Genomic DNA, 22,017 nt, shown 5'->3' with positions numbered 1-22,017 from the left:
CCACTGCCCTAGAGTGACAGGCCACTGCGGCGTGAATCCGCGATTGTCGCTCCAGAGGTCGTCCCATGCGCTCGCTCAAGATCCTGATTCTAGAACCCAATCCGTTCCAGCTGATGGCGTTGCACCAGATGCTCAACGCCATTGGTATCTACGATGTATTGACCGCTCCCACGCTGAGTTCGGCAAAGCGTTCACTCGAACGACGCGGCGCGGTCGATATCGCCATATGCAATCCCCAGCTGAAGGGCGGTGACGGACTGGCACTGATCACGCATCTGGTCGCTCGACAAAAGGCACGGTCGCTGATTTTGCTGGGGATGGTAGCCCCCAGCCTGTTGGCCGATCTTGAGGTGCTCATGGAGGACGACGGGGTGAGGCTTCTGGGCAGCCTGCCTACGCCGGTTTCGGCCGTGCTGATGCGCAAGTTGCTGGACCGCTACCTGTCGTCACCCCGACATCCGGTCAGTGCCTGAGGCGGCCGGTTATTTTTCTGTCATCTTCGCCATGCATGCTCCGATAGGCCGGTGACGCTCCGGGAGAGGCCGGCGGCAGGCAGAACTTTCCTCTCGGGCCGGTGGTCATTTACTGTGAACACGCCCCAGACACTGTGTTTTCGGACTATTGAGTGGAGATCGAGATGGAAAGTATCAGTCTATTGCTCGGTGAGGCTCTGAGCCCGTATCAGGTGACGTTGACCCCTCGCGGTCGCCATGGCGAATGCCTGGTGACCTTGAAGAACGGCAGCGGCGCGATCGTGGTGGAGCGCGAATTCAATCAGGCGCAATTGAGCGACAGGCGCCAACTGACGGATGTAGTCGACGGTCTGCACCGTGACATCCTGATTGCCGAAGGCCGGCTGGAGCCTTGTGTGATCGCGGCGTTGCGAAACGCGGCCCTCGACAAGCACCCGACCCTCTGAAACTGATTTTTCTTTTGTGGGAACCTTCCTGCACCCAGGTCAGTCAGACCCCGTAACGGCAGGATCAAGCATTGTGCTCCGGTGCTTGTCGCTTGCTGCTACGGGTCTTTGATACAGACCACGTTTAACCCCGAGTCGTCTCCCCACTTCTCGGGGTTTCTTTTTGCCCGGATTTCACTGCGCGGCTTGTTGCTGGAAGAAAATCCGCGCCTGTTCCAGATAGTCCTGGCGCCTCTCGGGGTCGAGCCAATCGGCGTAGAGCTGGTTGAGATGTTCGTGGGGCAGGGTGCGCAACAGCTGATTGATTTCCGTGATTGCCTGCCGGCCTGCGGTAGTGTCGGTGCAGCCCACATGGCCCGACAGATACTTGCCCGTGCCGCGAATCGGGAAGAACAGCAATTCGTCCTCGGCGATCTTGGCCTGGCGCGCCTGATAACGGATTTCCGGCCAGTAACCCAGCACCACCTGCAAACGCCCCAGACGCTGCATCGACAGCAGACTGATGAGCGCATCGTTGCCGTAGTGAGGCGTCAGCGCGCCGCTCGGTGCCTGATGCAGCAATGTATCGATGTACTCGCCATAACTGCGCTCCGCGACCACTCCGACTTTTCGCTCGCCGTTGGCCAGAAACGCCGACAGGTCGACTTCGCCCTCGACCAGAAATGGCTCCAGCACTTCGCGATCTCTCTGACGCACCACCAAGCCATTGCTGACAGCACGGAACGCGGGAATGGAGAACGCGATCCACTGTGCCCGTTCCTTGTTCCAGATCAGCGACGGGTCGCAAGCGAAGGGATGTTCATGCAGCATTTGAGTGCCACGGGCGCGATTGACCCGCATCAAGGTGTGTTCGTATTGCGGCATGCCGGCAATCAGCATCGGCATCAATTGATCGATAACGCCCTGGCCCTTTTTCGGACCCTCGAAGATCGTCAACGGCGGCAGGTCGCGCAGCAGCCAGATCAGCGTTGGCTTGGCCTGCGCCCACGTCGGCAGCACCAGCAGGAATAGCAGGCCGAACAACCGCCAGGTCCACCAATGGTGGGCGCGGTTCGAGGCCGAGGGCATCAGGCGATTCAGCTCAGATGGCTCCGTCTTCGCGCAGCCGGGCGATCTGCTTCTCGTCGTAGCCAAGATCGTGGAGTACCTGCGCATTGTGTTCACCGAGCTGCGGTCCGACCCATTCGGACGAGCCGGGTGTCTCAGAGAGTTTCGGCACGATGCCTGGCATCTTGAAGGGTTTGCCGTCCGGCAGTTTGGCCTGCAGGAACATTTCCCGGGCCAGGTACTGCGGATCGTTGAACATGTCTTCGGCGCTGAAGATCCGGCTGGCGGGCACCTCCGCCTGGTTCAGCAGGTCCAGCACGGTTTGCAGCGGCAGCGAATTGACCCAACGGTCGATCACGCCGTATAGCTCGTCGCGGCGAGTGTCGCGCCCGTCATTGCTGGCCAGCGCCGCGTCATTGGCCAGATCTTCACGGCCGATGATCAGCATGAAACGCTTGAAAATCGCATCACCGTTGGCGCCGATCTGCACGTGTTTGCCGTCGGCGCTGGTGTGGATCGAGGAGGGTGTGATGCCCGGCATGATGTTGCCGGTACGCTCGCGAATGAATCCGAACACATCGAACTCCGGGACCATGCTTTCCATCATGGCGAAGATGGCTTCGTACAACGCCACATCGACCACCTGACCGAGACCGCCGTTGACCTCGCGATGACGCAAAGCCATCAACGCGCCGATCACGCCCCACAAAGCCGCAATCGAATCGCCAATGGAAATCCCGGTGCGCACCGGCGGCCGGTCTTCGAAACCGGTGATGTAGCGCAGGCCGCCCATGGATTCGCCGACCGCGCCGAAACCTGGCTGGTCCTTCATCGGCCCGGTCTGGCCGAAACCGGACAGGCGCACCATCACCAGTTTGGGATTGAGTGCGTGAAGGGTTTCCCAGCTCAGACCGAGTTTTTCCAGCACGCCGGGGCGGAAGTTTTCGATCAGGATATCGGCTTCACCCAGCAGTTTTTTCAGGATCGCCAGGCCGTCGGGGTGTTTCAGGTTCAGCGTCAGGGACTTTTTGTTGCGTGCCTGGACGAACCACCACAGCGACGTGCCTTCGTACAACTTGCGCCACTTTCGCAACGGATCACCGCCGTCCGGCGACTCGATCTTGATCACTTCGGCGCCGAATTCGCCGCAGATGCGCGAGGCAAACGGCCCGGCAATCAAAGTACCCAATTCAATGACTTTCAGACCGCTGAGCGGTTTGTTGGCGAACGGCATGCGAGATCCTGTAGGACAAGGCTGAGCGGATACAGCGTTTTAACATAGCCGGCTGTCAGTCGCGCAAGGTTGATCGCCATCAATTCGTGGATTGCCTACAGCATCGGTTAGACTTGCCGACTTTCCTCGTATCAAGAAGCTCGTTCATGGCCCAGCCGTCCACTACCTACAAATTCGAACTGAACCTCACCGACCTCGACCGTAGCGTCTACGAGAACGTGAAGCAGACTATCGCCCGCCATCCTTCGGAAACCGAAGAACGCATGACCGTGCGGCTGTTGGCCTACGCGCTCTGGTACAACGAGCAACTGTCGTTCGGTCGTGGTCTGTCGGACGTGGATGAACCTGCGCTGTGGGAAAAGAGCCTGGACGACCGTGTCCTGCACTGGATCGAAGTCGGCCAACCGGACGCCGATCGCTTGACCTGGTGCTCCCGTCGCACCGAGCGCACCAGTCTGCTGGCCTACGGCAGCCTGCGCGTCTGGGAAGGCAAAGTGATTCCGGCAATCAAGAACCTGAAGAACGTCAACATTGCCGCAGTCCCGCAGGAAGTGCTGGAAACCCTGGCCAAGGACATGCCCCGCGTCATCAAGTGGGACGTAATGATCAGCGAAGGCACGATCTTCGTCACCGATGACCGTGGCCAACACGAAGTCCAGCTCACCTGGCTGCAGGGTGAGCGCGGTTAAGTCCGCGCTACTCCGGAAAAATCCCACGTATTCAAGAGAAGCTCCTGTCACCCCATGCGTATCGATCCTCGCCCGTTGCCCGCCACTCTGCCGTTTCTCGGTGAACTGCCACCCCTGCTGACCCGCCTGTATGCGGCGCGGGGCGTGCAGTCCGAGGCGGAGCTGGACAAGAGCCTGGCGCGGCTGATTCCGTTCCAGCAGCTCAAAGGGATCGATGCGGCGGTTGACCTGCTGGTGACAGCGCTGGAGCAGCGGCAGCGGATCCTGATCGTCGGCGATTTCGACGCCGACGGCGCGACGGCCAGCACCGTGGGCGTGCTCGGTTTGCGCCTGCTGGGCGCGGCGCACGTCGATTATCTGGTGCCAAACCGCTTCGAATACGGCTACGGCCTGACCCCGGAAATCGTCGAAGTCGCGATGACCCGCGAGCCGCAGTTGCTGATCACCGTCGACAACGGTATTTCCAGCGTTGAAGGTGTCGCGGCCGCGAAGCGCCATGGCCTGAAGGTCTTGATTACTGACCACCACTTGCCCGGCGATGAACTGCCGCAGGCCGATGCACTGGTCAATCCGAACCAGCCCGGCTGCGAGTTCCCGAGCAAGGCGCTGGCCGGGGTCGGGGTGATTTTCTATGTGTTGATGGCTTTGCGTGCACGTCTGCGCAGCCTTGGCTGGTACGAGAACAAGCCGCAGCCAAACATCGGCGAACTGCTGGATCTGGTGGCGCTGGGCAGCGTTGCCGACGTGGTGCCGTTGGATGCCAACAACCGGATTCTGGTGCACCAGGGTCTGGAGCGAATTCGCGCCGGACGTGCGCGGCCGGGGATCAAGGCGATCCTGGAAGTGGCCAAGCGTGAGGCTTCGCGCATTACGTCTACCGACCTCGGATTTATCGTCGGCCCGCGCCTGAACGCGGCGGGACGTCTGGATGACATGAGCCTGGGCATCGAATGCCTGCTGACCCACGACGCTGCGCTGGCCCGGGAAATGGCGGCGCAACTGGACGGCATGAATCAGGACCGCAAATCCATCGAGCAAGGCATGCAGCGTGAAGCGCTGGCCCAGCTCAAGGACTTGCCGGTCGAGTCGATGCCGTTCGGTTTGTGCCTGTTCGATCCGGAATGGCACCAGGGCGTCATCGGTATTCTGGCTTCGCGGATGAAGGAGCGGTATTTCCGCCCGACCATCGCCTTCGCCGATGCCGGCGACGGCCTGCTCAAGGGCTCGGGCCGTTCGGTGCAGGGTTTCCATATTCGTGATGCGCTGAGCGTGGTCGCGGCACAACATCCGGATCTGATCAGCAAGTACGGTGGCCATGCGATGGCGGCCGGTCTGACCTTGCCGCAGGAGAATTTTTCGTTGTTTGCCGAGGCCTTCGACGCCGAGGTGCGTAGGCAACTTCGCGAAGAGGACCTGACCGGGCGCCTGCTGTCGGACGGCACGCTGGCGGTCGAGGAGTTTCATCTGGAGCTGGCTCGTGCCCTGCGCCACGCCGGGCCATGGGGCCAGCATTTTCCAGAACCGCTGTTTCACGGGGTGTTCCAGTTGGTCGAGCAGCGGGTTGTGGGTGAGCGGCACCTGAAAGTGGTGCTGAAAACCGAATGCGGTTCGGTGAAGCTTGATGGCATCGCGTTCGGGATTGATCGCGATATCTGGCCGAACCCGACGATCAAATGGGTCGAACTGGCTTACAAGCTCGACCTCAACGAGTTTCGCGGCAATGAGACCGTGCAGTTGATGATTGCTCATATCGAGCCGCGCTAAAGATCATTGCGCCCTTTACTGAAGGGCGCAGGCATCTTCAATTGTGCTGTTTCATTTCGGAACCCTCCCTCATCCCCGGATGTCGACTAGGCTCTAAGCACTGCTTGATTGGCCTTGTGACGTCTTGTCGAATTTTTTGCCCGCGGGGGCGGGTGCTGCACCTTTTTCCTGTCACTCGTCGACTTTTCAAACAGAACCCTGGAGCCTGCCCACTGATTTGAGAGGTGCCCCATGAGTCTGCTGCTTGAACCCTTTACCCTTCGCCAACTGACCCTGTCCAACCGCATCGCCGTGTCGCCCATGTGCCAGTATTCCAGCGTCGATGGCCTGGCCAATGACTGGCATCTGGTGCACCTCGGCAGTCGTGCCGTGGGGGGCGCTGGCCTGGTGTTTACCGAAGCTACGGCGATCACGGCCGACGGGCGGATCACCGCCGAAGACCTGGGCCTGTGGAACGACGAACAGATCCTACCCCTGCAACGCATCACCCGTTTCATCAACGCGCAGGGCGCAGTGGCCGGCATTCAATTGGCTCACGCCGGGCGCAAGGCCAGCACCCATCGGCCGTGGATCGGCAAGCACGGCAGCGTCAAACCGGAGGACGGTGGCTGGATCCCGGTGGGGCCTTCGCCGATTGCCTTCGACCCGCAACACACCCAACCGAAACAGCTGGATGAAGGGCAGATCGCCCAGGTCATTCAGGATTTCGTGGCCGCAGCCAAACGTGCGCTGACCGCCGGTTTCAGTGTGGTCGAGGTGCATGCGGCGCACGGTTATCTGCTGCACCAGTTTCTATCACCGCTGAGTAATCAGCGACGTGACCAGTACGGCGGTTCGTTCGAAAACCGTATTCGTCTGGTGCTGCAAGTGACCGAGGCGGTACGCGCGGTGTGGCCGGAAGAACTGCCGGTGTTCGTGCGCCTTTCGGCTACCGATTGGGTGGAAGACGGCTGGAATCCCGATGAAACCGTGGAGCTGGCGCGACGCCTGAAAGCCTTGGGGGCTGATCTGATCGATGTGTCATCGGGCGGCACGGCAGTCAACGCGGAAATCCCCGTGGGGCCGGGATATCAGACGCGCTTCGCCGAACGGGTGCGCAAGGAGTCAGGCATCGCCACCGGCACCGTGGGAATGATTACCGAGCCGGCTCAGGCCGAGCACATCCTGAGAACCTGCCAGGCCGATATCATCTTCCTCGCCCGTGAGCTGCTGCGTGATCCGTACTGGCCACTGCACGCCGACGATGACCTGGGAGGACGCAAAGCGGTGTGGCCGGCGCAGTATCAGCGTGCGACCCATCGGGATCAGCCGATTCACGAGTCTGATCTGCGGGATTGATTCCGACCGGTCGCAAAGCCTATAAAACCCGCCATTGAACCGGCGGGTTTTTTCTTGCCTGCCGTCCGGAATTGCAAAGGAATGAAACGCGATGTTGATCGAACGTGAGCTGACTGAGTCTGACTTGCCGCTGCTGGCGCTGATCGACCGCAGCGAGTTGGTCGAAGAATGCTATCGCGTGGAAAACGGTGAGTTGATTCTGTATCCGGCGCGTTTCGACATGCGCGGCTGGCCCGAAGGGGAGGCGGAGGACAATGCGCGGGTATTGGAAAAATGCTGGCGCAGCGGTGGGTGGCTACACGGGATTTTCGATGGCGAGACGCTGGTGGCGGCAGTGGTTGTGGATAACCGGGTTATTCACAATCAGGGTTTGAAGATGCGGCAGTTGAAGTTTCTGCACATCAGCCGCGGCTGGCGTGGACAGGGGCTGGGCGGGCGGTTGTTTGCCTTGGCCTGCGCCCATGGTCGGAGGATCGGCGCCGAGGCGCTGTACGTCTCGGCGACCGAGTCGCGCAATACCGTGGAGTTCTATCAGCGCCAGGGTTGCCGGTTGCTGGCGCAACCGGATCCCGAGCTGTTTGCACTCGAACCTCACGATATCCACTTTTACTGTCACCTGGACTGACGCCATCGCGAGCAAGCTCGCTTCCACAGGTTTTCGGTTGTACACAAGCTCTGTGATCAATCGATATCCATGTGGGAGCTGGCTTGCCAGCGATGAGGCCCGATCCGACGTCAGAGAATCATCAAGGGTATTTGCGCTTGTCCGGCGCCGGTGGGAAGTACTGGTACAACCAGGTCTCACTCAGCGTGCGGTCATTGGTGCGGATAAACAGCCGCAGTTCAACCGGCTCGACACTGTCGTTGGTCGGGTACCAGTCGAACAGGATCCGGTAGCCCTTGATGTCATCCAGCACCAGCACGCTGAAGTCCTGCACCTTGCCGTTGGAGCAAGTGACCACCGGTTCGATCCCGGTGCCCTGTGGCAGGCGATCAAGCCCACCACCGGTGAAGTCCACGGCAAAGCGACGGGCCCAGACCGGCGGGTAATGCTCGCCCGGTGCCCAGCCTTCGACGAAGCCTCCCATGCCCGAACGGGTCGCATGCACCCGCGCCAGCGGCGTGCCGACCGGCGGCAGGGCGCTCCAGTAGAGCTTGTAGCCGTAGTTCAGCGAATCCCCGGCGGCTACCGGTTTCTTCGGCGTCCAGAACGCAACGATGTTATCGAGTGTCTCGCCGGTTGTAGGAATTTCCAGCAGATCGATAGAGCCTTCGCCCCACGCGGTTGTAGGTTCTACCCACAGACTCGGACGCTTGCTGTACCAGTCGACGGTGTCCTGATAGTTGGCGAATTCGTGGTCGGTCTGCACCAGACCGAAACCTTTCGGATCGGTGTCGGCGAAGGCGTTGAATTGCAAGGTTGCCGGGTTGTTCAGCGGACGGCAGATCCACTCGCCGTTGCCGCGCCACATGGCCAGACGATCCGAGTCATGGATTTGCGGGTGGATGGTGTCGCACATCCGGCGCTCGTGGGTGCCGCAACTGAACATGCTGGTCATCGGAGCGATGCCCAGTTGTTCGATGGCGGTGCGGGCGTTGATGTGAGCATCGACTTCCATCACCACGCGCTCAGCCTGGCAATCGATGTCGAAGCGATAGGCGCCGGTCGCGCTCGGCGAGTCGAGCAGGGCGTAGACCACGAAGCGGGTCGCGTTCTGATCCGGGGTCTCGAACCAGAACTTGGTGAAGTCAGGGAATTCTTCGCGTTTCTTGGCGTAGGTGTCGACAGCCAGGCCACGGGCGGAGAGGCCATATTGGCCAGTGGCATCCACGGCGCGGAAGTAGCTGGCGCCGAGGAACGACACCACGTCATGCCGATCCAGTTCCGGCGCCTTGAACAGCTTGAAGCCGGCAAAACCTAGGTCGCCCTTGAGCTGCTGGGTGTCGACCGAGGTGTTTTCATAGTTGAACAGCTGAGGGCGGAAATGCACCTCGCGGGCCGTGCGGGTCTTCGGATCGACGCTGTACATGCGCACCGGCTGGCGGAAACCCATGCCGACGTGGAAGAACTGCACATCGAGCTGACCCTTGTTCTCCTTCCACAGCGAATGCTCGCCGTCGTAGCGGATCGCGTTGAAGTTCTGCGGGGTCATGGTCGCCAGGGTCGGCGGCAGCACCTGTTTGGTGTCCTGATAGGCGCTGCCGGCCAGTTGCTTGGCCTGGCGCTTCAGCGTTTCAAAGTCGAAGGCCTGGGCCTCACCGTCGGCGGCACCGCCAGAGGCGGCCCAGGCGCGGGAGGCCAGCAGGCCCGTAGCCGATAGGCCGGTATAGGCCGCAATGGCCATGGACGCTTTGAGCAAATTCCTGCGGTGCATAGATACAACCTGTCGTGGACAATCCCGCGCCGTTCCTGGCACGTACTGGATCAGAAATTACGGTTCGGACAAGCCTTCGGCCAAACGCTACGGACTAGTAACAGATGCCCGCTAGCTTAATCGGTTCGCCGATTTTGCAAAATTCATTGATGGCACGGCGACAGCGTCTCAATGAAACAAGACGTTACGGTTATTTATCTCACAGACCTTTCTGATTTATAGGGCATATCTGCTTTTTTCGACTAATTACTCTAAAAACAGCTTTTCAGCGCCGATTTAATTTCTATTCTATGGGCATCGCCGGTCACGACCCATCCGACCGGCAGGGCTCAAATCGCTGCTTAAAGGAGCAGGGCGATGCGGTTATCGAAAATTTCTGACGTACTGGAAAAGGACATCGTCCATGACAAAAGGACAAGGCATCACCGAAATGCTGGGCATCTTTCCCTGCCTCACCAACGTCCGGCGAAGACGCCGGCTCAGTCCTGACGAACTGAAACTGGTGGAGCGTTACCGGGAGTTGTCGGAAAGCGACCGGATTGCGATGCGGTATCTGGTGGATGCGATGAGGAGTGTTTCGCGGTTTTGAAACAGGAGGTTCACCGTGAAAGCCATTTGGCTTTCACGGTGGCCAGATCAATCAACTTACCCGCGTCAGCATCGGCGATGCCGACATGGATTGCGTGCAGATGCTCGGCAACCGCACATTGTTTGACGAGTTTTTGCAGGTAGTCTTCAGCAAAATTCTCGTCGCTCGGGATGATTTCGAGAATGGGCGGTAGTGCAGGGATGGCGTTGTGCATCTGTTAGGGACTCGGTCAGAAATTGGTCGAGGTTGATGGTAAACATTGAAGGGTCGGACTCTGGAGTCCGGCCCTTTTTCATTGGCCCAAGTGAGGCCGTCAGCTACATGTCCCCGCGACCAGATAGGGCTGCTGACCAAGCACTAATTCCGGCATATCACGCCATTTCACCCAAGCCTGTTGTTGCCAGTGCAACAGCGGCACGGTGACGCCGGCCCAATGCATCGAGCTCAGGCTCGGGCAGTTCTCCGCTGTTACTGAGCTGGTTTCCCGCAGGATGGGAATGACTTCATTACTCAGCCATTGGCGCAGGTTGCGGTTTTCCGGGATGAAATGGTGAACCAGCAGCGCAAACATGCCGGATTCGCTGACCATTGGCGTCTCGACAACTTTGCCGTACTTGCTCAGCCGGACGGTGCGGCGTTGGTCGGGGTCGAGTTTCAGGGTGACGCGTGGGTTCAAGGGATGGCCCATCATGCGGCCGAGATCCTGAGCGCAGAACCAGGCTTGGTGATCGAGAAGGAGAGCGTGGAGGAAGCGGTTGTGGCGGGTGAATACGGTGGGGATGAAGTAAGGATGATCTTTAGAGGAATTTTGAGTTTGATTGGGCATTTGTCGACTCCAATATTGAGAATAGAGCCGCCACTCGGATGAGTGCGGTTGCGCCATTTTGATTTTGTTCCGGCTTCGACACCGGGCTGTTGATATCACAGCCGGAGTAGAGCCTACCTAGCAGGAGTTTCACCGCCAAGTCCACATAGTCGACGTGATCTGTAGGAAATGCGGAGGTCCTTCGTTCGCTAGGACCTTTCGGCGTTGAAAATTTATCATGTGTAAAAAAACTGCACTTCGTCTCAAAAATAGCTATATTCAGTTCAATTTTTCGCACGAAGTGCAGGTTTTTTACATGTTGATTGAATTTTCAGTTTCTAACTATCGCTCCTTTCGTGAGAAGCAGACGCTTTCGATGGTGGCAACCCCACGCCTTAGTAAAAAAAGAAACGTGTTTAAGCCTTTTGTGGATGGAGAAAAACTCCCAAATCTCCTGAAGGTCGCGGCGATTTATGGACCTAATGCCTCTGGAAAGTCTTCGCTTATTCAGGCCTTGGGTGTAGTGACAGAGTTGTTGAGTATCACACCTACAGCAGATAATAAGGGCTTGCCTGTAAAGGCATTTAGATTTGATCCTGAACTTGCGGATCTGCCTAGTAATTTTGAATACAACTTTATAAAAAATGGACTTCGCTATCAGTTTGTTTTAGGGGTTACAGAAAAGAGAATTGTTGAGGAAAGGCTTACATCTTACCCAAAGGGAAAGGAGTCTTTGCTATATAGTCGTGAACTAACGAGCAAGGGCGAGCGTTATATCTTTGGTGAAGGGCTGGAGGGCGGGAAAGAGGTCCATGAGGCTTGGAGGAGACTGACAAGCCCTAAAACACTTTTTATTGCGCAGTCAGTAGCAAATAGTAGTGAGGAATTGAGGCAGCTTAGAGAACCGTTTGAGTGGTTTAAAACTACTCTTTGGTCAATTGAACAGGATTCGATGTTGCGTTGGTCTACCGCGTCAATAAGGATTCTGAAAAAAGTTCCTAGGTTTACTGAACATTTGGAACAGTTTTTGCGGGATGTAGATATTCCAGTTTCCAACATTGAGTTTGAAGATTCAGTAGCTGAAACGGCGCTGATGAAAGCCTCCGAAGCTTTATCGGCAGAAAATGTGTTTGGAGGAGATCAGAACGATAAGACGACTCTAACGCACACAACTCTATTGGGTAGTGCGGAGTTTGATTTTTCAGAGGAGTCAGGTGGTACAAAAAACCTTATTGGTTTTTGGTTGCCTTGGACAACTATGAATTTTAGGTCGGATAGTGAAGGCGGCATATTGGCGGTTGACGAGCTTGATAGTAGCTTGCACCCGGAAATTGTCGCCGATCTTATAGAGAAGCACTTAGATAGGAAAATAGACTCACAGTTGATTTTCACCACGCATGATACGCACTTGATGAATGCTAAGGTGCTAAGGCGTGATCAGTTTTGGATAACTGAGCGCGATGAAAATGGTGCCACTAAGCTTTTCTCAATCCATGATTTTGAGGGGCGAGAAGGTGAGGATGTAGAAAAGCGTTATTTTGAAGGGCGCTATCGTGGACTACCTCTGATCCGGAGGAAATAGTCATGGGCCGCTCAGCAAATTCTTTTGATCGGAAAGGCTCGAAGTTCAAACCACAGCCGAAGATTCTAATTCTGTGTGAGGATACTAAGTCTGGAAAACGCTATCTTGAAGACGCCGCTCACCATTTTCGAGCTAATGCTCAAGTAGAGATTGCTCACTGTGGGGTAACTCATCCAAGTGGAATTGTCGAAAGGGCGATTGCTCGACAGAAGAGTTTTGATAAGGTCTTCTGTGCTTTAGATCGTGATACTCATCTATGCTTTGATAGAGCAATTGATTTGGCTAAGCCACATCAAAAAATAAAGATAATAGCGTCCTTTCCTTGCTTCGAATTTTGGTTGTTGTTGCATTTTGGTTATAACAGAAAGCCGTTCACTGCAGTGGGTAAAAACTCTCCAGGAGACCTCGTGACGAAAAGCCTTAGAGAGAAACCTTACATGGGTAAATACGAGAAGGGGAAAGATATAAGCTATTTTGCCCAGCTACTTGGTGAGCCATTTCAAAAAGCGCGAGCCTTAGCACCGAAGGTTCTTGAGGATGTTGCTGTCAGTGGGGAACCTAATCCCAGCACTGAAATTCACCTGCTAATGAATGAATTCGAAATCCTTTCTAAACCTCAGTTGCTATAGCAGTCAAACAAAGTCCCGATCCGTGATTTGAGAACCGGGACTTTATTTTGGTGGAGGAGAGTTACCGACCCACCTTCCACGCATCCCCAGCCGGCGCCTTCCCATGGTCATACGGCTTGCCAATCCACATATAAACCAGCCCCAGCCCAATCACGATCGCCGTGCTCAGCACCATCGCGTAGTTGATGTACCACGCCGCATCCGGGGTGCGTGGCCAGGCCATGTTGATGATTGCGCCGACGCCGTATACCAGCGCGCCGATGTTCACCGGCCAGCCCCAGGCGCCGAGGGTGAATTTGCCGCTGGGTTTCCAGCCTTTGCTGCGGGCGTACAGGGCGGCGAGGACGATCATCTGGAACGCGAGGTAGATGCCGATGGCGGCGAAGCTGACGATGGTCGCCACGGCGTCTTGCAGGAAAAATCCGAGGGCGATGATCAGGCCGGGCAGGACGCCGGACACGAACAGGGCGGCAACTGGAACCTGGGTCGTAGGAGAAATCTTTTTCAGCAGTCGGCTGCCGATGACCATCTCATCGCGAGCGTAGGAGTACAGCAGACGACTCGCCGCCGCTTGCAGGCTGATGACGCAGGAGATGAAGGAAATCATTACCACGCCCATCACCACTTTCGAACCCACCGGGCCGAAGGCGTTGTTGAGGATGGTGGTGACCGGATCCTTGTCGGTGCCGTTGATCACGGCCTGCATGTCCGGCACAGCGAGGATCAGCGCCAGGCAAGCGAACATTGCCGCGATGCCGCCGATGTAGATGGTCATGCGCATGGCCACCGGGATTTTTGCGCTCGGGTTCGGGGTTTCTTCGGCGACGTCGCCGCAGGCCTCGAAGCCGTAGTAGAGGAACATCCCGGCCAGCGAAGCGGTGAGGAAGGCCGGCAGGTAGGAGCCGTCGACGCTGATATCGAAGGTGTTGAACAGCACGCTGATCGGCTGGTGACGCTCGAAAATCAGCAGGTACACGCCGACGATCACCGCGCCCACCAGTTCGCAGAGGAAGCCGAACATGGCGATCCGCGCCAGCACTTTGGTGCCGCTGAGGTTGACCAGTGTGGCGAACAGGGTCAGTACCAGGGCGATGACGATGTTGGTGTTGTTGCTTGGCTCAAAACCCAGCATGGCGGCGAGGTACGGGCCGGCACCGACTGCCACGGCGGCGATGGTCACGCACAGGGCTATGGAGTAGATCCAGCCGACCATCCATGCCCATTTCTTGCCCACCAAGCGACGCGCCCAAGGATAGACACCGCCGGAAATCGGGAACTGCGACACCACTTCGCCGAAGATCAGGCACACCAGCAATTGACCGCAACCGACCAGCAAATAGGCCCAGAACATCGGCGGCCCGCCAGCGGCCAGGCACAGGCCGAACAGGGTATAAACCCCTACGACCGGCGACAGATAAGTGAAGCCCAACGCGAAGTTTTCCCACAGGCTCATGCTGCGGTTGAAGTTGGAGGTGTAACCCAGTTGGCGCAGTTGTTCGGCATCGCTGTCGGCAACGGCGGCTGAGAGATCGGGTAATGCACTCATGTGTGTTTTGCTCCGTGAAATCGGCAGATTTCGGATGGCCGAAGCCGTGGCGGGGCTTGGTGAGCGCCGCCCGGATCGGTAGTTATTGTTTTGAATGCCTGGTGGTGCGTAATGCCGGTTTCTGCCTTGAAGCCGGGGGATGCCTTTAGTGCTTGAACATCACATGCCGAACCGTGGTGTAGTCCTCCAGCCCGTACATGGACATGTCCTTGCCGTAGCCGGACAGTTTCTGACCGCCATGAGGCATTTCGCTGACAAGCATGAAGTGCGTATTCACCCAGGTGCAGCCGTACTGCAAGCGTGCGGACAAGCGATGGGCGCGTCCTACATCCGCCGTCCACACCGAGGACGCCAGGCCGTAGTCCGAATCGTTGGCCCACTCCAGCGCCTGGGCTTCGTCGGTGAATTTGGTCACCGACACCACCGGCCCGAACACTTCGCGGCGGACGATTTCGTCGTCCTGCTGCGCGTCGGCCAGCACCGTCGGTTCGAAGAAGAAACCGTTGCCGTCCACCGCCTTGCCGCCAGTGATCAAGCGAATGTGCGGTTGCGCCACAGCGCGTTCGACAAACCCGGCCACGCGGTCGCGATGCTGGGCGGTGATCAGCGGCCCGAGCTCGGTCGACGGATCATCCTGCAAGCCGTACTTGATGCTGCTGACCGCTGCGCCGAGCTTCTCGACGAACTTGTCGTAGATGCCTTGCTGGGCGTAGATCCGGCACGCGGCGGTGCAGTCCTGGCCGGCGTTGTAGAAACCGAAGGTACGAATGCCTTCGACTGCCGCGTCGATGTCGGCGTCGTCGAAGATGATTACCGGCGCCTTGCCGCCCAGTTCCATGTGCATGCGTTTGACGCTGTCGGCGGTGCTGGAAATGATGTTCGAACCAGTGGCGATGGAGCCGGTCAGCGAGACCATGCGCACTTTCGGATGGGTCACCAGCGGACTGCCCACGCTCGGTCCACGCCCGAACACCAGATTGAGTACACCCGCCGGGAAAATGTCCGACGCCAGTTCGGCCAGACGCAACGCGGTCAGCGGGGTTTGTTCCGACGGCTTGAGCACCACTGTATTACCGGCGGCGAGGGCCGGGGCGATTTTCCAGGCGACCATCATCAGCGGGTAGTTCCACGGCGCGATAGAGGCGATTACGCCCACCGGGTCGCGGCGGATCATTGAGGTGTGGCCGGGCAGGTATTCGCCGCCGGCCGAACCGCTCATGCAACGGCTGGCGCCGGCGAAGAAACGAAACACGTCGGCAATCGCCGGGATCTCGTCGTTCAGCGCGGCGTTGTAGGGTTTGCCGCAGTTGTCCGATTCCAGTTTCGCCAGTTCTTCGCCGTGGGCTTCGATGGCGTCGGCGAGTTTGAGCAGCAACAGCGAACGGTCTTTCGGCGTGGTCTGCGACCATTCGGCGAAGGCACTGTCGGCGGCGCGCACGGCGGCATCGACCTGGGCCTCGGTGGCCTCGTTGATTTCCACCAGCACTTCGCCACGCGCCGGGTTGAGCACCGGCTGCGCCGGACCTTCGCCGTTGACCAGTTGGCCGTTGATCAAGAGTTTGGTTTGCATGTTGTTGTCCTCTTTCTACTGCAAATTCAGGGTGGGAAAGGTCAGGGAAGTCATTTACCGCCGCTGCCGGCCACGCTCTCGCCACCCCGGGTCAGGTAGTAGGCGCCGAGGATCGGCAGCATGGTCACCAGCATCACCAGCATTGCCACGACGTTGGTCACCGGCACGTCCCGCGGGCGGCTCAGTTGATTGAGCAACCACAGCGGCAAGGTGCGTTCATGGCCGGCGGTGAAAGTGGTGACGATGATTTCGTCGAACGACAGCGCAAACGCGAGCATGCCGCCGGCGAGCAACGCCGAGCCGAGGTTCGGCAGGATGATGTAGCGGAAGGTCTGCCAGCCGTCGGCGCCGAGATCCATCGACGCCTCGATCAGGCTGTGCGAGGTGCGGCGCAAACGGGCGATGACGTTGTTGTAGACGATCACCACGCAGAAGGTCGCGTGGCCGACGATGATGGTGAACATCCCAGGCTCAATGCCCAGCGTCTTGAAGGTCGCCAGCAGCGCGATCCCGGTGATGATCCCCGGCAGCGCGATGGGCAGGATCAGCATCAGCGAAATGCCCTGTTTGCCGAAGAAGTCCCGGCGATAGAGCGCAGCGGAAGCGAGGGTGCCGAGCACCATCGCGATCAGCGTGGCGATGGCCGCGATCTGCAGCGACAGTTTGATCGCTTCCAGCACGTCCGGCCGGGAAAACGCCACGCTGAACCAATGCAGCGTGAAGCCTTTCGGTGGAAAGCTGAATGCCGCGTCTTCGGTGTTGAAGGCGTAGAGGAAGATGATCAGGATCGGGAAGTGCAGAAACACCAGCCCGCCCCAGGCTGCAATGCGCAAGCCTATTGAAGCCTTTTCAGAGTGCATCGAAGGCCCCCAGACGTTTGACGATGGACAGGTAAATGGCGATCAGCACGATCGGCACCAGCGTGAACGCTGCGGCCATCGGCATGTTGCCGATTGCGCCTTGTTGCGCGTAGACCATGCTGCCGACGAAGTAGCCCGGCGGGCCCACCAGTTGCGGCACGATGAAGTCGCCCAGGGTCAGCGAAAAGGTGAAGATCGAACCGGCCGCAATCCCTGGCACCGACAGCGGCAGAATCACCTGCATGAAGGTCTGGCGCGGCTTGGCCCCGAGGTCGGCGGAGGCTTGCAGCAACGACGGCGGCAGGCGTTCCAGCGAGGCCTGGATCGGCAGGATCATGAACGGCAGCCAGATGTAGACGAACACCATGAACCGCCCCAGATGCGAGGTCGACAAGGTGCTGCCACCGACCCCGGGAATCCCCAGAATGAACTGCAGAACCGGCTCCAGCCCCAGGTGCTGAACGAACCACTGCGCCACGCCGCCCTTGGCCAGCAGCAGCGTCCAGGCGTAGGCCTTGACGATGTAACTGGCCCACATCGGCATCATCACCGCGATGTAGAAAAACGCCTTGGTCTTGCCGGTGGTGTAGCGCGCCATGTAGTAGGCAATCGGGAACGCGACGATGGCGCTGGCGATCGACACCACGACGGCCATGCTCAGGGTGCGCAGGATGATGTCGAAGTTCGACGGCTGAAACAGCGCGGCGAAATTGGCCAGGGTCAGGTCCGGGGTGACCGCCATGGTGAAGTCGTCGAAGGTGTAGAAACCTTGCCACAACAGCACCAGCAGCGAGCCCAGATAGATCGCGCCGAACCACAGCAGCGGCGGCACCAGCAGCATCGACAGATACAGATTCGGCTTGCGATAGAGCAGGTTGGAAAACCTGCGCAACGGCGCCGATTGCGGGAGGGCGAGGGCGGTCATGTCACACCCCGCTCGCAACGGTGTCGTGCAACGGAATCATCGCTTCCCGCGCCCAGCGCGCGCTGATGCGCTGACCGGTCTGGTGCTGCGAGCTGGTGTCGATCCACTGATTGTTGGCCTGGCTGATGCTCAGGGTCTGGCCGTTTTCCAGCTTCAGTTCATAGCGCGTGGCGCTGCCCTGATACTGGATGTCGTGGAGCAGACCACTGACTTCGATCTCGTGGCTGGCCAGCGGGCCTTCGGCGAAACGCACGTGTTCCGGGCGGATCGAAAACGGCTGCGGATGACCGCTGAGCTGGCGCGCCAGATCGCCACGAATCACGTTCGAAGTGCCGACGAATTCGGCGACGAAGGTAGTGGTCGGTTTCATGTACAGATTGCGCGGCGTGTCGACCTGTTCGATGCGGCCCTTGTTGAACACGGCCACGCGGTCGGACATTGACAGCGCTTCGGTCTGGTCGTGAGTGACGAAGATGAAGGTGATGCCGAGCTGGCGTTGCAGCTTCTTCAGCTCGCTTTGCATCTGTTCGCGCAGCTTCAGGTCGAGAGCGCCCAACGGCTCGTCGAGCAACAACACTCGCGGGCGATTGACCAGGGCGCGGGCGAGGGCGACACGCTGGCGCTGACCGCCGGACAACTGCACCGGTTTACGGGCACCGTAGCCGCCGAGGGCGACCATGTCCAAGGCTTCTTCGGCGCGCTTGTGGCGTTCGGTTTTGTTTACGCCTTTGACTTTCAAACCGTAGGCGACGTTGTCCAGCACGTTCATGTGCGGGAACAGCGCGTAATCCTGAAACACGGTGTTGACGTCGCGTTGATAGGGCGGCAGGCCGGCGGCTTCGGCACCGTGAATGCGGATCGAGCCCGCGCTCGGTTGCTCGAACCCGGCGATCAGGCGCAGGCACGTGGTCTTGCCCGAACCGGAGGGGCCGAGCATGGAAAAGAACTCGCCGTCCTGGATATCGATGGAAACCCGGTCAACGGCTTTCACTTCGCCGAACTGCCGGGAAACGTTAGTGAACTGGACTGCAAGCGTCATGGTGCGGTGCTCCGAAAAGGCGAAGGCCGTCGCAGCGGCCCTGCCTGGACTTCTGAAAAAACTGGATCGTTTGGCGGTGTATGCCCGTGTTGGCTCACCTTTGATGAGGGCGACGCGGTTCGCTTTTAGCTCCCTCTCCCTCCGGGAGAGGGCGGGGGGTGAGGGCAGCTATTTCAGCCATTGCTCCAATTTCAAAAGCAAAGTCAAAAGCTACCCCCTCATCGGCACGCCGCCCGCCCAGCCCTCTCCCCCAGGGGGGGCGAGGGGAAAGGGGGCAGACCGAGTCGTTCCGGAGTGCTACCTACCGCCCATAATCGCAATGTAGTCCTGCGTCCACCGGCTATACGGCACAAACTTCCCACCCTCAGCCTGCGGGGTTTTCCAGAAAGCGATCTTGTCGAACTGATCAAAGCCGTTGGTCTTGCAGCCTTCAGCCCCGAGCAACTCACTGCCCTGACACGCCGCCGGAACCGCCGGCAACGAACCGAACCAGGCCGCCACATCACCCTGGACTTTCGGTTGCAGCGACCAGTCCATCCACTTGTACGCGCAGTTCGGGTGCTTGGCTTCGGCGTGCAGCATGGTGGTGTCGGCCCAGCCGGTGGCGCCTTCTTTCGGCACGGTCGAAGCGATCGGCTGTTTCTCGTTGATCAGCCCATTGACCTGATACGGCCAGGCGCTGGACGCGACCACGCCTTCGTTCTTGAAGTCGCTCATCTGCACCGTGGTGTCGTGCCAGTAGCGGTGAATCAGCTTCTGCTGGGCGCGCAACAGTTCCAGCACAGCCTTGTACTGATCTTCGGTGAGTTGGTACGGATCCTTGATCCCCAGCTCAGGCTTGGTGGATTTCAGGTACAGCGCCGCATCGGCGATGTAGATCGGGCCGTCGTAGGCTTGCACGCGGCCCTTGTTCGGCTTGCCGTCCGGCAGGTTCTGCGCGTCGAACACCACGTTCCAGCTGGTCGGCGCGGTCTTGAACACGTTGGTGTTGTACATCAGCACGTTCGGGCCCCACTGGTACGGGGTGCCGAAGGTCTGGTTGTTGACGACGTACCACGGTGCGTCTTTCAGGCGCGGGTCGAGGGATTTCCAGTTCGGGATCAACGCGGTGTTGATCGGTTGCACACGCTTGCCGACGATCAACCGCAACGAGGCATCGCCCGACGCGGTCACCAGGTCGTAACCGCCCTTGGCCATCAGGCTGACCATTTCGTCAGAGGTGGCGGCGGTTTTCACATTGACCTTGCAGCCGGTTTCCTTCTCGAAACCGGTCACCCAGTCGTAGGCCTTGTCGCTTTCACCGCGTTCGATGTAGCCGGGCCAGGCGACGATATCCAGCTGGCCTTCGCCGGCGCCGACGGCTTTCAGCGGCTCGGCGGCCTGCAGGCTGGCGCTGGCCAGCAGGGCCATGGTGATTGCACTGAGCAGTGCGGTCTTGTGCACGAACATGGTGAACCCTCTTCTTCAAATTATGGTCGGGGCAGTTGTGAACGCGGTGAAGCATGCCGTGGTCGGCTTGTTATTAGCGTAGTCAGAGATGCTGGCCGTGGCGGGCCATGATGTGCCGCACCACGCTGTAGTCCTGCAGCGAATCGCTGGATAAGTCTTTGCCGTAACCGGAGCGTTTCAACCCGCCGTGGGGCATTTCGCTGGCCAGCATGAAATGGCTGTTGATCCAGGTGCAGCCGTACTGCAGGCGTGCGGCGACCTGCATCGCCTTGTCCAGGTTCTGGGTCCAGACCGACGAAGCGAGGCCGTATTCCGAGTCGTTGGCCCAGTCCACCGCTTGCGCCAGTTCGTCGAAGCGGGTCACGGTCACCACCGGGCCGAACACTTCGCGCTGGACGATTTCATCGCTCTGTTTGCAACCGGCCAGCAGGGTTGGCTGATAGAAGAACCCGGCGCCGGAATGCACCGCCGCGCCGGTCACCCGCTCGATGTGCGGCTGGCCGAGGGCGCGCTCGACGAAGCTGGCCACGCGGTCGCGCTGGCGGGTGCTGATCAGCGGACCGATCTCGTTGTCGGCGTCGCGTTTGCCGGCGAAGCGCAGGCTGCTGACCGCCGCACCGAGCTCGGCGACCAATTTGTCGTGAATCCCGGCCTGGGCGTAAATCCGGCAAGCCGCCGTGCAGTCCTGCCCGGCGTTGTAATAGCCATAAGTGCGCACGCCTTCGACCACGGCTTTGAGATCGGCATCGTTGCACACGATCACCGGGGCCTTGCCGCCGAGTTCGAGGTGCGTGCGTTTGAGGGTTTTGGCGGCGGCCTGGAGAATTTTCTGGCCGGTGACGATATCGCCGGTCAGCGACACCATGCGCACTTTCGGATGCCCGACCAAGTGACTGCCAACCCCTTCGCCGCCACCGCAGACGATATTGATCACCCCGCGCGGCAGGATTTCGGCCAACGCCGGAGCCAGCGCCAGAATCGACAGCGGCGTGTGCTCGGAAGGCTTGAACACCAGCGTATTGCCGGCGGCGAGGGCCGGGGCGATCTTCCACGCGGCCATCATGATCGGGTAGTTCCACGGCGCAATCGAGGCGACGACGCCAATCGGATCGCGGCGCACCATGCTGGTGTAACCCGGCACGTATTCGCCGCTGAGCTGGCCGGTCTGGCAGCGCACGGCGCCGGCGAAGAAGCGGAACACATCGATGGTCGCGGTTAAATCGTCCTGCCGCGCCAGATGCAGCGGCTTACCGCAGTTCAGTGCTTCGAGGCGGGCGAGGTGGTCAGCGTGCTTTTCGACGGCGTTGGCGATTTCCAGCAGCAGGTTCGAACGTTGTTGCGGGGTGGTGCGCGACCACTCGGCAAAAGCGCGGTGGGCGGCGAGGATGGCGGCTTCGACTTGCTCGGTGCTGGCTTCGGCGATCTGGGTCAGGACTTCGCCGGTGGCCGGGTTGAGGATCGGTTCGACAAAACCCTGGCCGGCGACCAGTTCGCCGTCGATCAGCAACGCGGTATGCATGTGGGTCTGCGCGCCAGCCATTTTCCGTGATCTCTTTTCTTGTATGGCCATGTTGCTCCCTGTTCCGGGAGCCGACCGTCTTATCGATGCAGCAAGACTAGTGCGCGGCTCCGGGGTCGACAAATTCTAAATATTGAA

The 22,017-nt window shown here is 59.2% G+C and carries 21 protein-coding genes; 9 read left to right on the top strand and 12 right to left on the bottom strand.

Annotated elements, in window-relative coordinates; translation table 11 throughout:
- Positions 1-65: 65 nt before the first annotated feature.
- Positions 66-473 carry a response regulator gene (locus JKA62_RS06905; RefSeq protein ID WP_041475150.1) on the top strand — a complete coding sequence of 136 codons (408 nt, stop codon included), beginning with the start codon at positions 66-68 and terminating at the stop codon, positions 471-473.
- Between the two features lie 164 nt (positions 474-637).
- Entirely contained in the window at positions 638-919 is a 282-nt protein-coding gene (locus JKA62_RS06900) for a DUF3509 domain-containing protein (RefSeq protein WP_011332621.1), read from the top strand.
- A gap of 174 nt (positions 920-1,093) precedes the next feature.
- Here JKA62_RS06900 and JKA62_RS06895 read toward each other — a convergent pair whose 3' ends face one another.
- Both JKA62_RS06895 and JKA62_RS06890 read right to left on the bottom strand, forming a co-directional pair.
- Positions 1,094-1,987, bottom strand: a complete 894-nt coding sequence (locus tag JKA62_RS06895; protein ID WP_011332622.1) for a TIGR02285 family protein — start codon at positions 1,985-1,987, stop codon at positions 1,094-1,096.
- A gap of 13 nt (positions 1,988-2,000) precedes the next feature.
- A complete protein-coding gene (locus JKA62_RS06890; RefSeq protein WP_011332623.1) occupies positions 2,001-3,200 on the bottom strand; it encodes a CaiB/BaiF CoA transferase family protein in 1,200 nt (399 codons plus the stop codon).
- 146 nt (positions 3,201-3,346) lie between these two features.
- Here JKA62_RS06890 and JKA62_RS06885 point away from each other — a divergent pair, with 146 nt between their 5' ends.
- The 4 genes from JKA62_RS06885 (at position 3,347) to JKA62_RS06870 (ending at position 7,616) form a co-directional block, all read left to right on the top strand.
- Positions 3,347-3,889, top strand: coding sequence for a YaeQ family protein (locus tag JKA62_RS06885; RefSeq protein ID WP_011332624.1), 543 nt, complete (start codon positions 3,347-3,349; stop codon positions 3,887-3,889).
- 54 nt (positions 3,890-3,943) lie between these two features.
- Positions 3,944-5,653: a single-stranded-DNA-specific exonuclease RecJ gene (gene recJ / locus JKA62_RS06880; protein ID WP_011332625.1), complete on the top strand. Its 1,710-nt coding sequence runs from the start codon at positions 3,944-3,946 to the stop codon at positions 5,651-5,653.
- Between the two features lie 231 nt (positions 5,654-5,884).
- Positions 5,885-6,991 (top strand): NADH:flavin oxidoreductase/NADH oxidase, encoded by a 1,107-nt coding sequence (locus JKA62_RS06875; RefSeq protein ID WP_011332626.1) that lies wholly within the window; start codon positions 5,885-5,887, stop codon positions 6,989-6,991.
- A gap of 91 nt (positions 6,992-7,082) precedes the next feature.
- The gene (locus tag JKA62_RS06870) at positions 7,083-7,616 is read left to right on the top strand and encodes a GNAT family N-acetyltransferase (protein ID WP_011332627.1); all 534 of its coding nucleotides are present in this window, start codon (positions 7,083-7,085) and stop codon (positions 7,614-7,616) included.
- 121 nt (positions 7,617-7,737) lie between these two features.
- On the opposite strand, the gene JKA62_RS06865 is transcribed toward JKA62_RS06870, so the two are convergent.
- Positions 7,738-9,366: a glucan biosynthesis protein D gene (locus JKA62_RS06865; protein ID WP_011332628.1), complete on the bottom strand. Its 1,629-nt coding sequence runs from the start codon at positions 9,364-9,366 to the stop codon at positions 7,738-7,740.
- Between the two features lie 403 nt (positions 9,367-9,769).
- Between JKA62_RS06865 and JKA62_RS06860 the strand changes: the two genes are divergently transcribed.
- The gene (locus JKA62_RS06860) at positions 9,770-9,955 is read left to right on the top strand and encodes a hypothetical protein (protein ID WP_007954656.1); all 186 of its coding nucleotides are present in this window, start codon (positions 9,770-9,772) and stop codon (positions 9,953-9,955) included.
- A 10-nt stretch (positions 9,956-9,965) separates the two neighbouring features.
- Here JKA62_RS06860 and JKA62_RS06855 read toward each other — a convergent pair whose 3' ends face one another.
- Complete coding sequence (locus JKA62_RS06855; RefSeq protein WP_011332629.1) at positions 9,966-10,169, bottom strand: hypothetical protein; 204 nt, start codon at positions 10,167-10,169, stop codon at positions 9,966-9,968.
- A gap of 99 nt (positions 10,170-10,268) precedes the next feature.
- Positions 10,269-10,781, bottom strand: coding sequence for a BRO-N domain-containing protein (locus tag JKA62_RS06850; RefSeq protein ID WP_011332630.1), 513 nt, complete (start codon positions 10,779-10,781; stop codon positions 10,269-10,271).
- A 295-nt stretch (positions 10,782-11,076) separates the two neighbouring features.
- Here JKA62_RS06850 and JKA62_RS06845 point away from each other — a divergent pair, with 295 nt between their 5' ends.
- Positions 11,077-12,342 (top strand): AAA family ATPase, encoded by a 1,266-nt coding sequence (locus tag JKA62_RS06845; RefSeq protein ID WP_041475508.1) that lies wholly within the window; start codon positions 11,077-11,079, stop codon positions 12,340-12,342.
- 2 nt (positions 12,343-12,344) lie between these two features.
- Positions 12,345-12,971: an RloB family protein gene (locus JKA62_RS06840; protein WP_011332632.1), complete on the top strand. Its 627-nt coding sequence runs from the start codon at positions 12,345-12,347 to the stop codon at positions 12,969-12,971.
- Positions 12,972-13,032: 61 nt separating this feature from the next.
- Here JKA62_RS06840 and JKA62_RS06835 read toward each other — a convergent pair whose 3' ends face one another.
- From JKA62_RS06835 to JKA62_RS06805, 7 genes are all read right to left on the bottom strand, one after another.
- Positions 13,033-14,517, bottom strand: a complete 1,485-nt coding sequence (locus JKA62_RS06835; protein WP_011332633.1) for an APC family permease — start codon at positions 14,515-14,517, stop codon at positions 13,033-13,035.
- A 145-nt stretch (positions 14,518-14,662) separates the two neighbouring features.
- Positions 14,663-16,087 carry a gamma-aminobutyraldehyde dehydrogenase gene (locus JKA62_RS06830; RefSeq protein ID WP_011332634.1) on the bottom strand — a complete coding sequence of 475 codons (1,425 nt, stop codon included), beginning with the start codon at positions 16,085-16,087 and terminating at the stop codon, positions 14,663-14,665.
- 50 nt (positions 16,088-16,137) lie between these two features.
- Positions 16,138-16,947: an ABC transporter permease gene (locus JKA62_RS06825; protein WP_007954663.1), complete on the bottom strand. Its 810-nt coding sequence runs from the start codon at positions 16,945-16,947 to the stop codon at positions 16,138-16,140.
- Positions 16,937-17,872 carry an ABC transporter permease gene (locus JKA62_RS06820; protein WP_007954664.1) on the bottom strand — a complete coding sequence of 312 codons (936 nt, stop codon included), beginning with the start codon at positions 17,870-17,872 and terminating at the stop codon, positions 16,937-16,939. The genes JKA62_RS06825 and JKA62_RS06820 overlap by 11 nt, the downstream gene beginning before the upstream one ends.
- 1 nt (position 17,873) lies before the next feature.
- A complete protein-coding gene (locus JKA62_RS06815; RefSeq protein WP_011332635.1) occupies positions 17,874-18,911 on the bottom strand; it encodes an ABC transporter ATP-binding protein in 1,038 nt (345 codons plus the stop codon).
- 297 nt (positions 18,912-19,208) lie between these two features.
- Entirely contained in the window at positions 19,209-20,360 is a 1,152-nt protein-coding gene (ydcS, locus tag JKA62_RS06810; RefSeq protein ID WP_011332636.1) for a putative ABC transporter substrate-binding protein YdcS, read from the bottom strand.
- A gap of 82 nt (positions 20,361-20,442) precedes the next feature.
- On the bottom strand, positions 20,443-21,930 hold the full coding sequence (locus JKA62_RS06805) for a gamma-aminobutyraldehyde dehydrogenase (RefSeq protein ID WP_011332637.1): 1,488 nt from the start codon (positions 21,928-21,930) through the stop codon (positions 20,443-20,445).
- Positions 21,931-22,017: the final 87 nt, after the last annotated feature.

The sequence above is a fragment of the Pseudomonas sp. B7 genome, assembly GCF_016735645.1.
Lineage (GTDB): Bacteria > Pseudomonadota > Gammaproteobacteria > Pseudomonadales > Pseudomonadaceae > Aquipseudomonas > Aquipseudomonas glycinae.
This window is presented reverse-complemented; position numbering and strand designations above follow the sequence as displayed.

What these genes read in the sequence shown, in the direction of transcription:
- JKA62_RS06905 (WP_041475150.1), top strand. Translation starts at nt 66, where the DNA reads ATGCGCTCGCTCAAGATCCTGATTCTAGAACCCAATCCGTTCCAGCTG.
- JKA62_RS06900 (WP_011332621.1), top strand. Translation starts at nt 638, where the DNA reads ATGGAAAGTATCAGTCTATTGCTCGGTGAGGCTCTGAGCCCGTATCAG.
- JKA62_RS06895 (WP_011332622.1), bottom strand. Translation starts at nt 1,987, where the DNA reads ATGCCCTCGGCCTCGAACCGCGCCCACCATTGGTGGACCTGGCGGTTG.
- JKA62_RS06890 (WP_011332623.1), bottom strand. Translation starts at nt 3,200, where the DNA reads ATGCCGTTCGCCAACAAACCGCTCAGCGGTCTGAAAGTCATTGAATTG.
- JKA62_RS06885 (WP_011332624.1), top strand. Translation starts at nt 3,347, where the DNA reads ATGGCCCAGCCGTCCACTACCTACAAATTCGAACTGAACCTCACCGAC.
- recJ (WP_011332625.1), top strand. Translation starts at nt 3,944, where the DNA reads ATGCGTATCGATCCTCGCCCGTTGCCCGCCACTCTGCCGTTTCTCGGT.
- JKA62_RS06875 (WP_011332626.1), top strand. Translation starts at nt 5,885, where the DNA reads ATGAGTCTGCTGCTTGAACCCTTTACCCTTCGCCAACTGACCCTGTCC.
- JKA62_RS06870 (WP_011332627.1), top strand. Translation starts at nt 7,083, where the DNA reads ATGTTGATCGAACGTGAGCTGACTGAGTCTGACTTGCCGCTGCTGGCG.
- JKA62_RS06865 (WP_011332628.1), bottom strand. Translation starts at nt 9,366, where the DNA reads ATGCACCGCAGGAATTTGCTCAAAGCGTCCATGGCCATTGCGGCCTAT.
- JKA62_RS06860 (WP_007954656.1), top strand. Translation starts at nt 9,770, where the DNA reads ATGACAAAAGGACAAGGCATCACCGAAATGCTGGGCATCTTTCCCTGC.
- JKA62_RS06855 (WP_011332629.1), bottom strand. Translation starts at nt 10,169, where the DNA reads ATGCACAACGCCATCCCTGCACTACCGCCCATTCTCGAAATCATCCCG.
- JKA62_RS06850 (WP_011332630.1), bottom strand. Translation starts at nt 10,781, where the DNA reads ATGCCCAATCAAACTCAAAATTCCTCTAAAGATCATCCTTACTTCATC.
- JKA62_RS06845 (WP_041475508.1), top strand. Translation starts at nt 11,077, where the DNA reads ATGTTGATTGAATTTTCAGTTTCTAACTATCGCTCCTTTCGTGAGAAG.
- JKA62_RS06840 (WP_011332632.1), top strand. Translation starts at nt 12,345, where the DNA reads ATGGGCCGCTCAGCAAATTCTTTTGATCGGAAAGGCTCGAAGTTCAAA.
- JKA62_RS06835 (WP_011332633.1), bottom strand. Translation starts at nt 14,517, where the DNA reads ATGAGTGCATTACCCGATCTCTCAGCCGCCGTTGCCGACAGCGATGCC.
- JKA62_RS06830 (WP_011332634.1), bottom strand. Translation starts at nt 16,087, where the DNA reads ATGCAAACCAAACTCTTGATCAACGGCCAACTGGTCAACGGCGAAGGT.
- JKA62_RS06825 (WP_007954663.1), bottom strand. Translation starts at nt 16,947, where the DNA reads ATGCACTCTGAAAAGGCTTCAATAGGCTTGCGCATTGCAGCCTGGGGC.
- JKA62_RS06820 (WP_007954664.1), bottom strand. Translation starts at nt 17,872, where the DNA reads ATGACCGCCCTCGCCCTCCCGCAATCGGCGCCGTTGCGCAGGTTTTCC.
- JKA62_RS06815 (WP_011332635.1), bottom strand. Translation starts at nt 18,911, where the DNA reads ATGACGCTTGCAGTCCAGTTCACTAACGTTTCCCGGCAGTTCGGCGAA.
- ydcS (WP_011332636.1), bottom strand. Translation starts at nt 20,360, where the DNA reads ATGTTCGTGCACAAGACCGCACTGCTCAGTGCAATCACCATGGCCCTG.
- JKA62_RS06805 (WP_011332637.1), bottom strand. Translation starts at nt 21,930, where the DNA reads ATGGCCATACAAGAAAAGAGATCACGGAAAATGGCTGGCGCGCAGACC.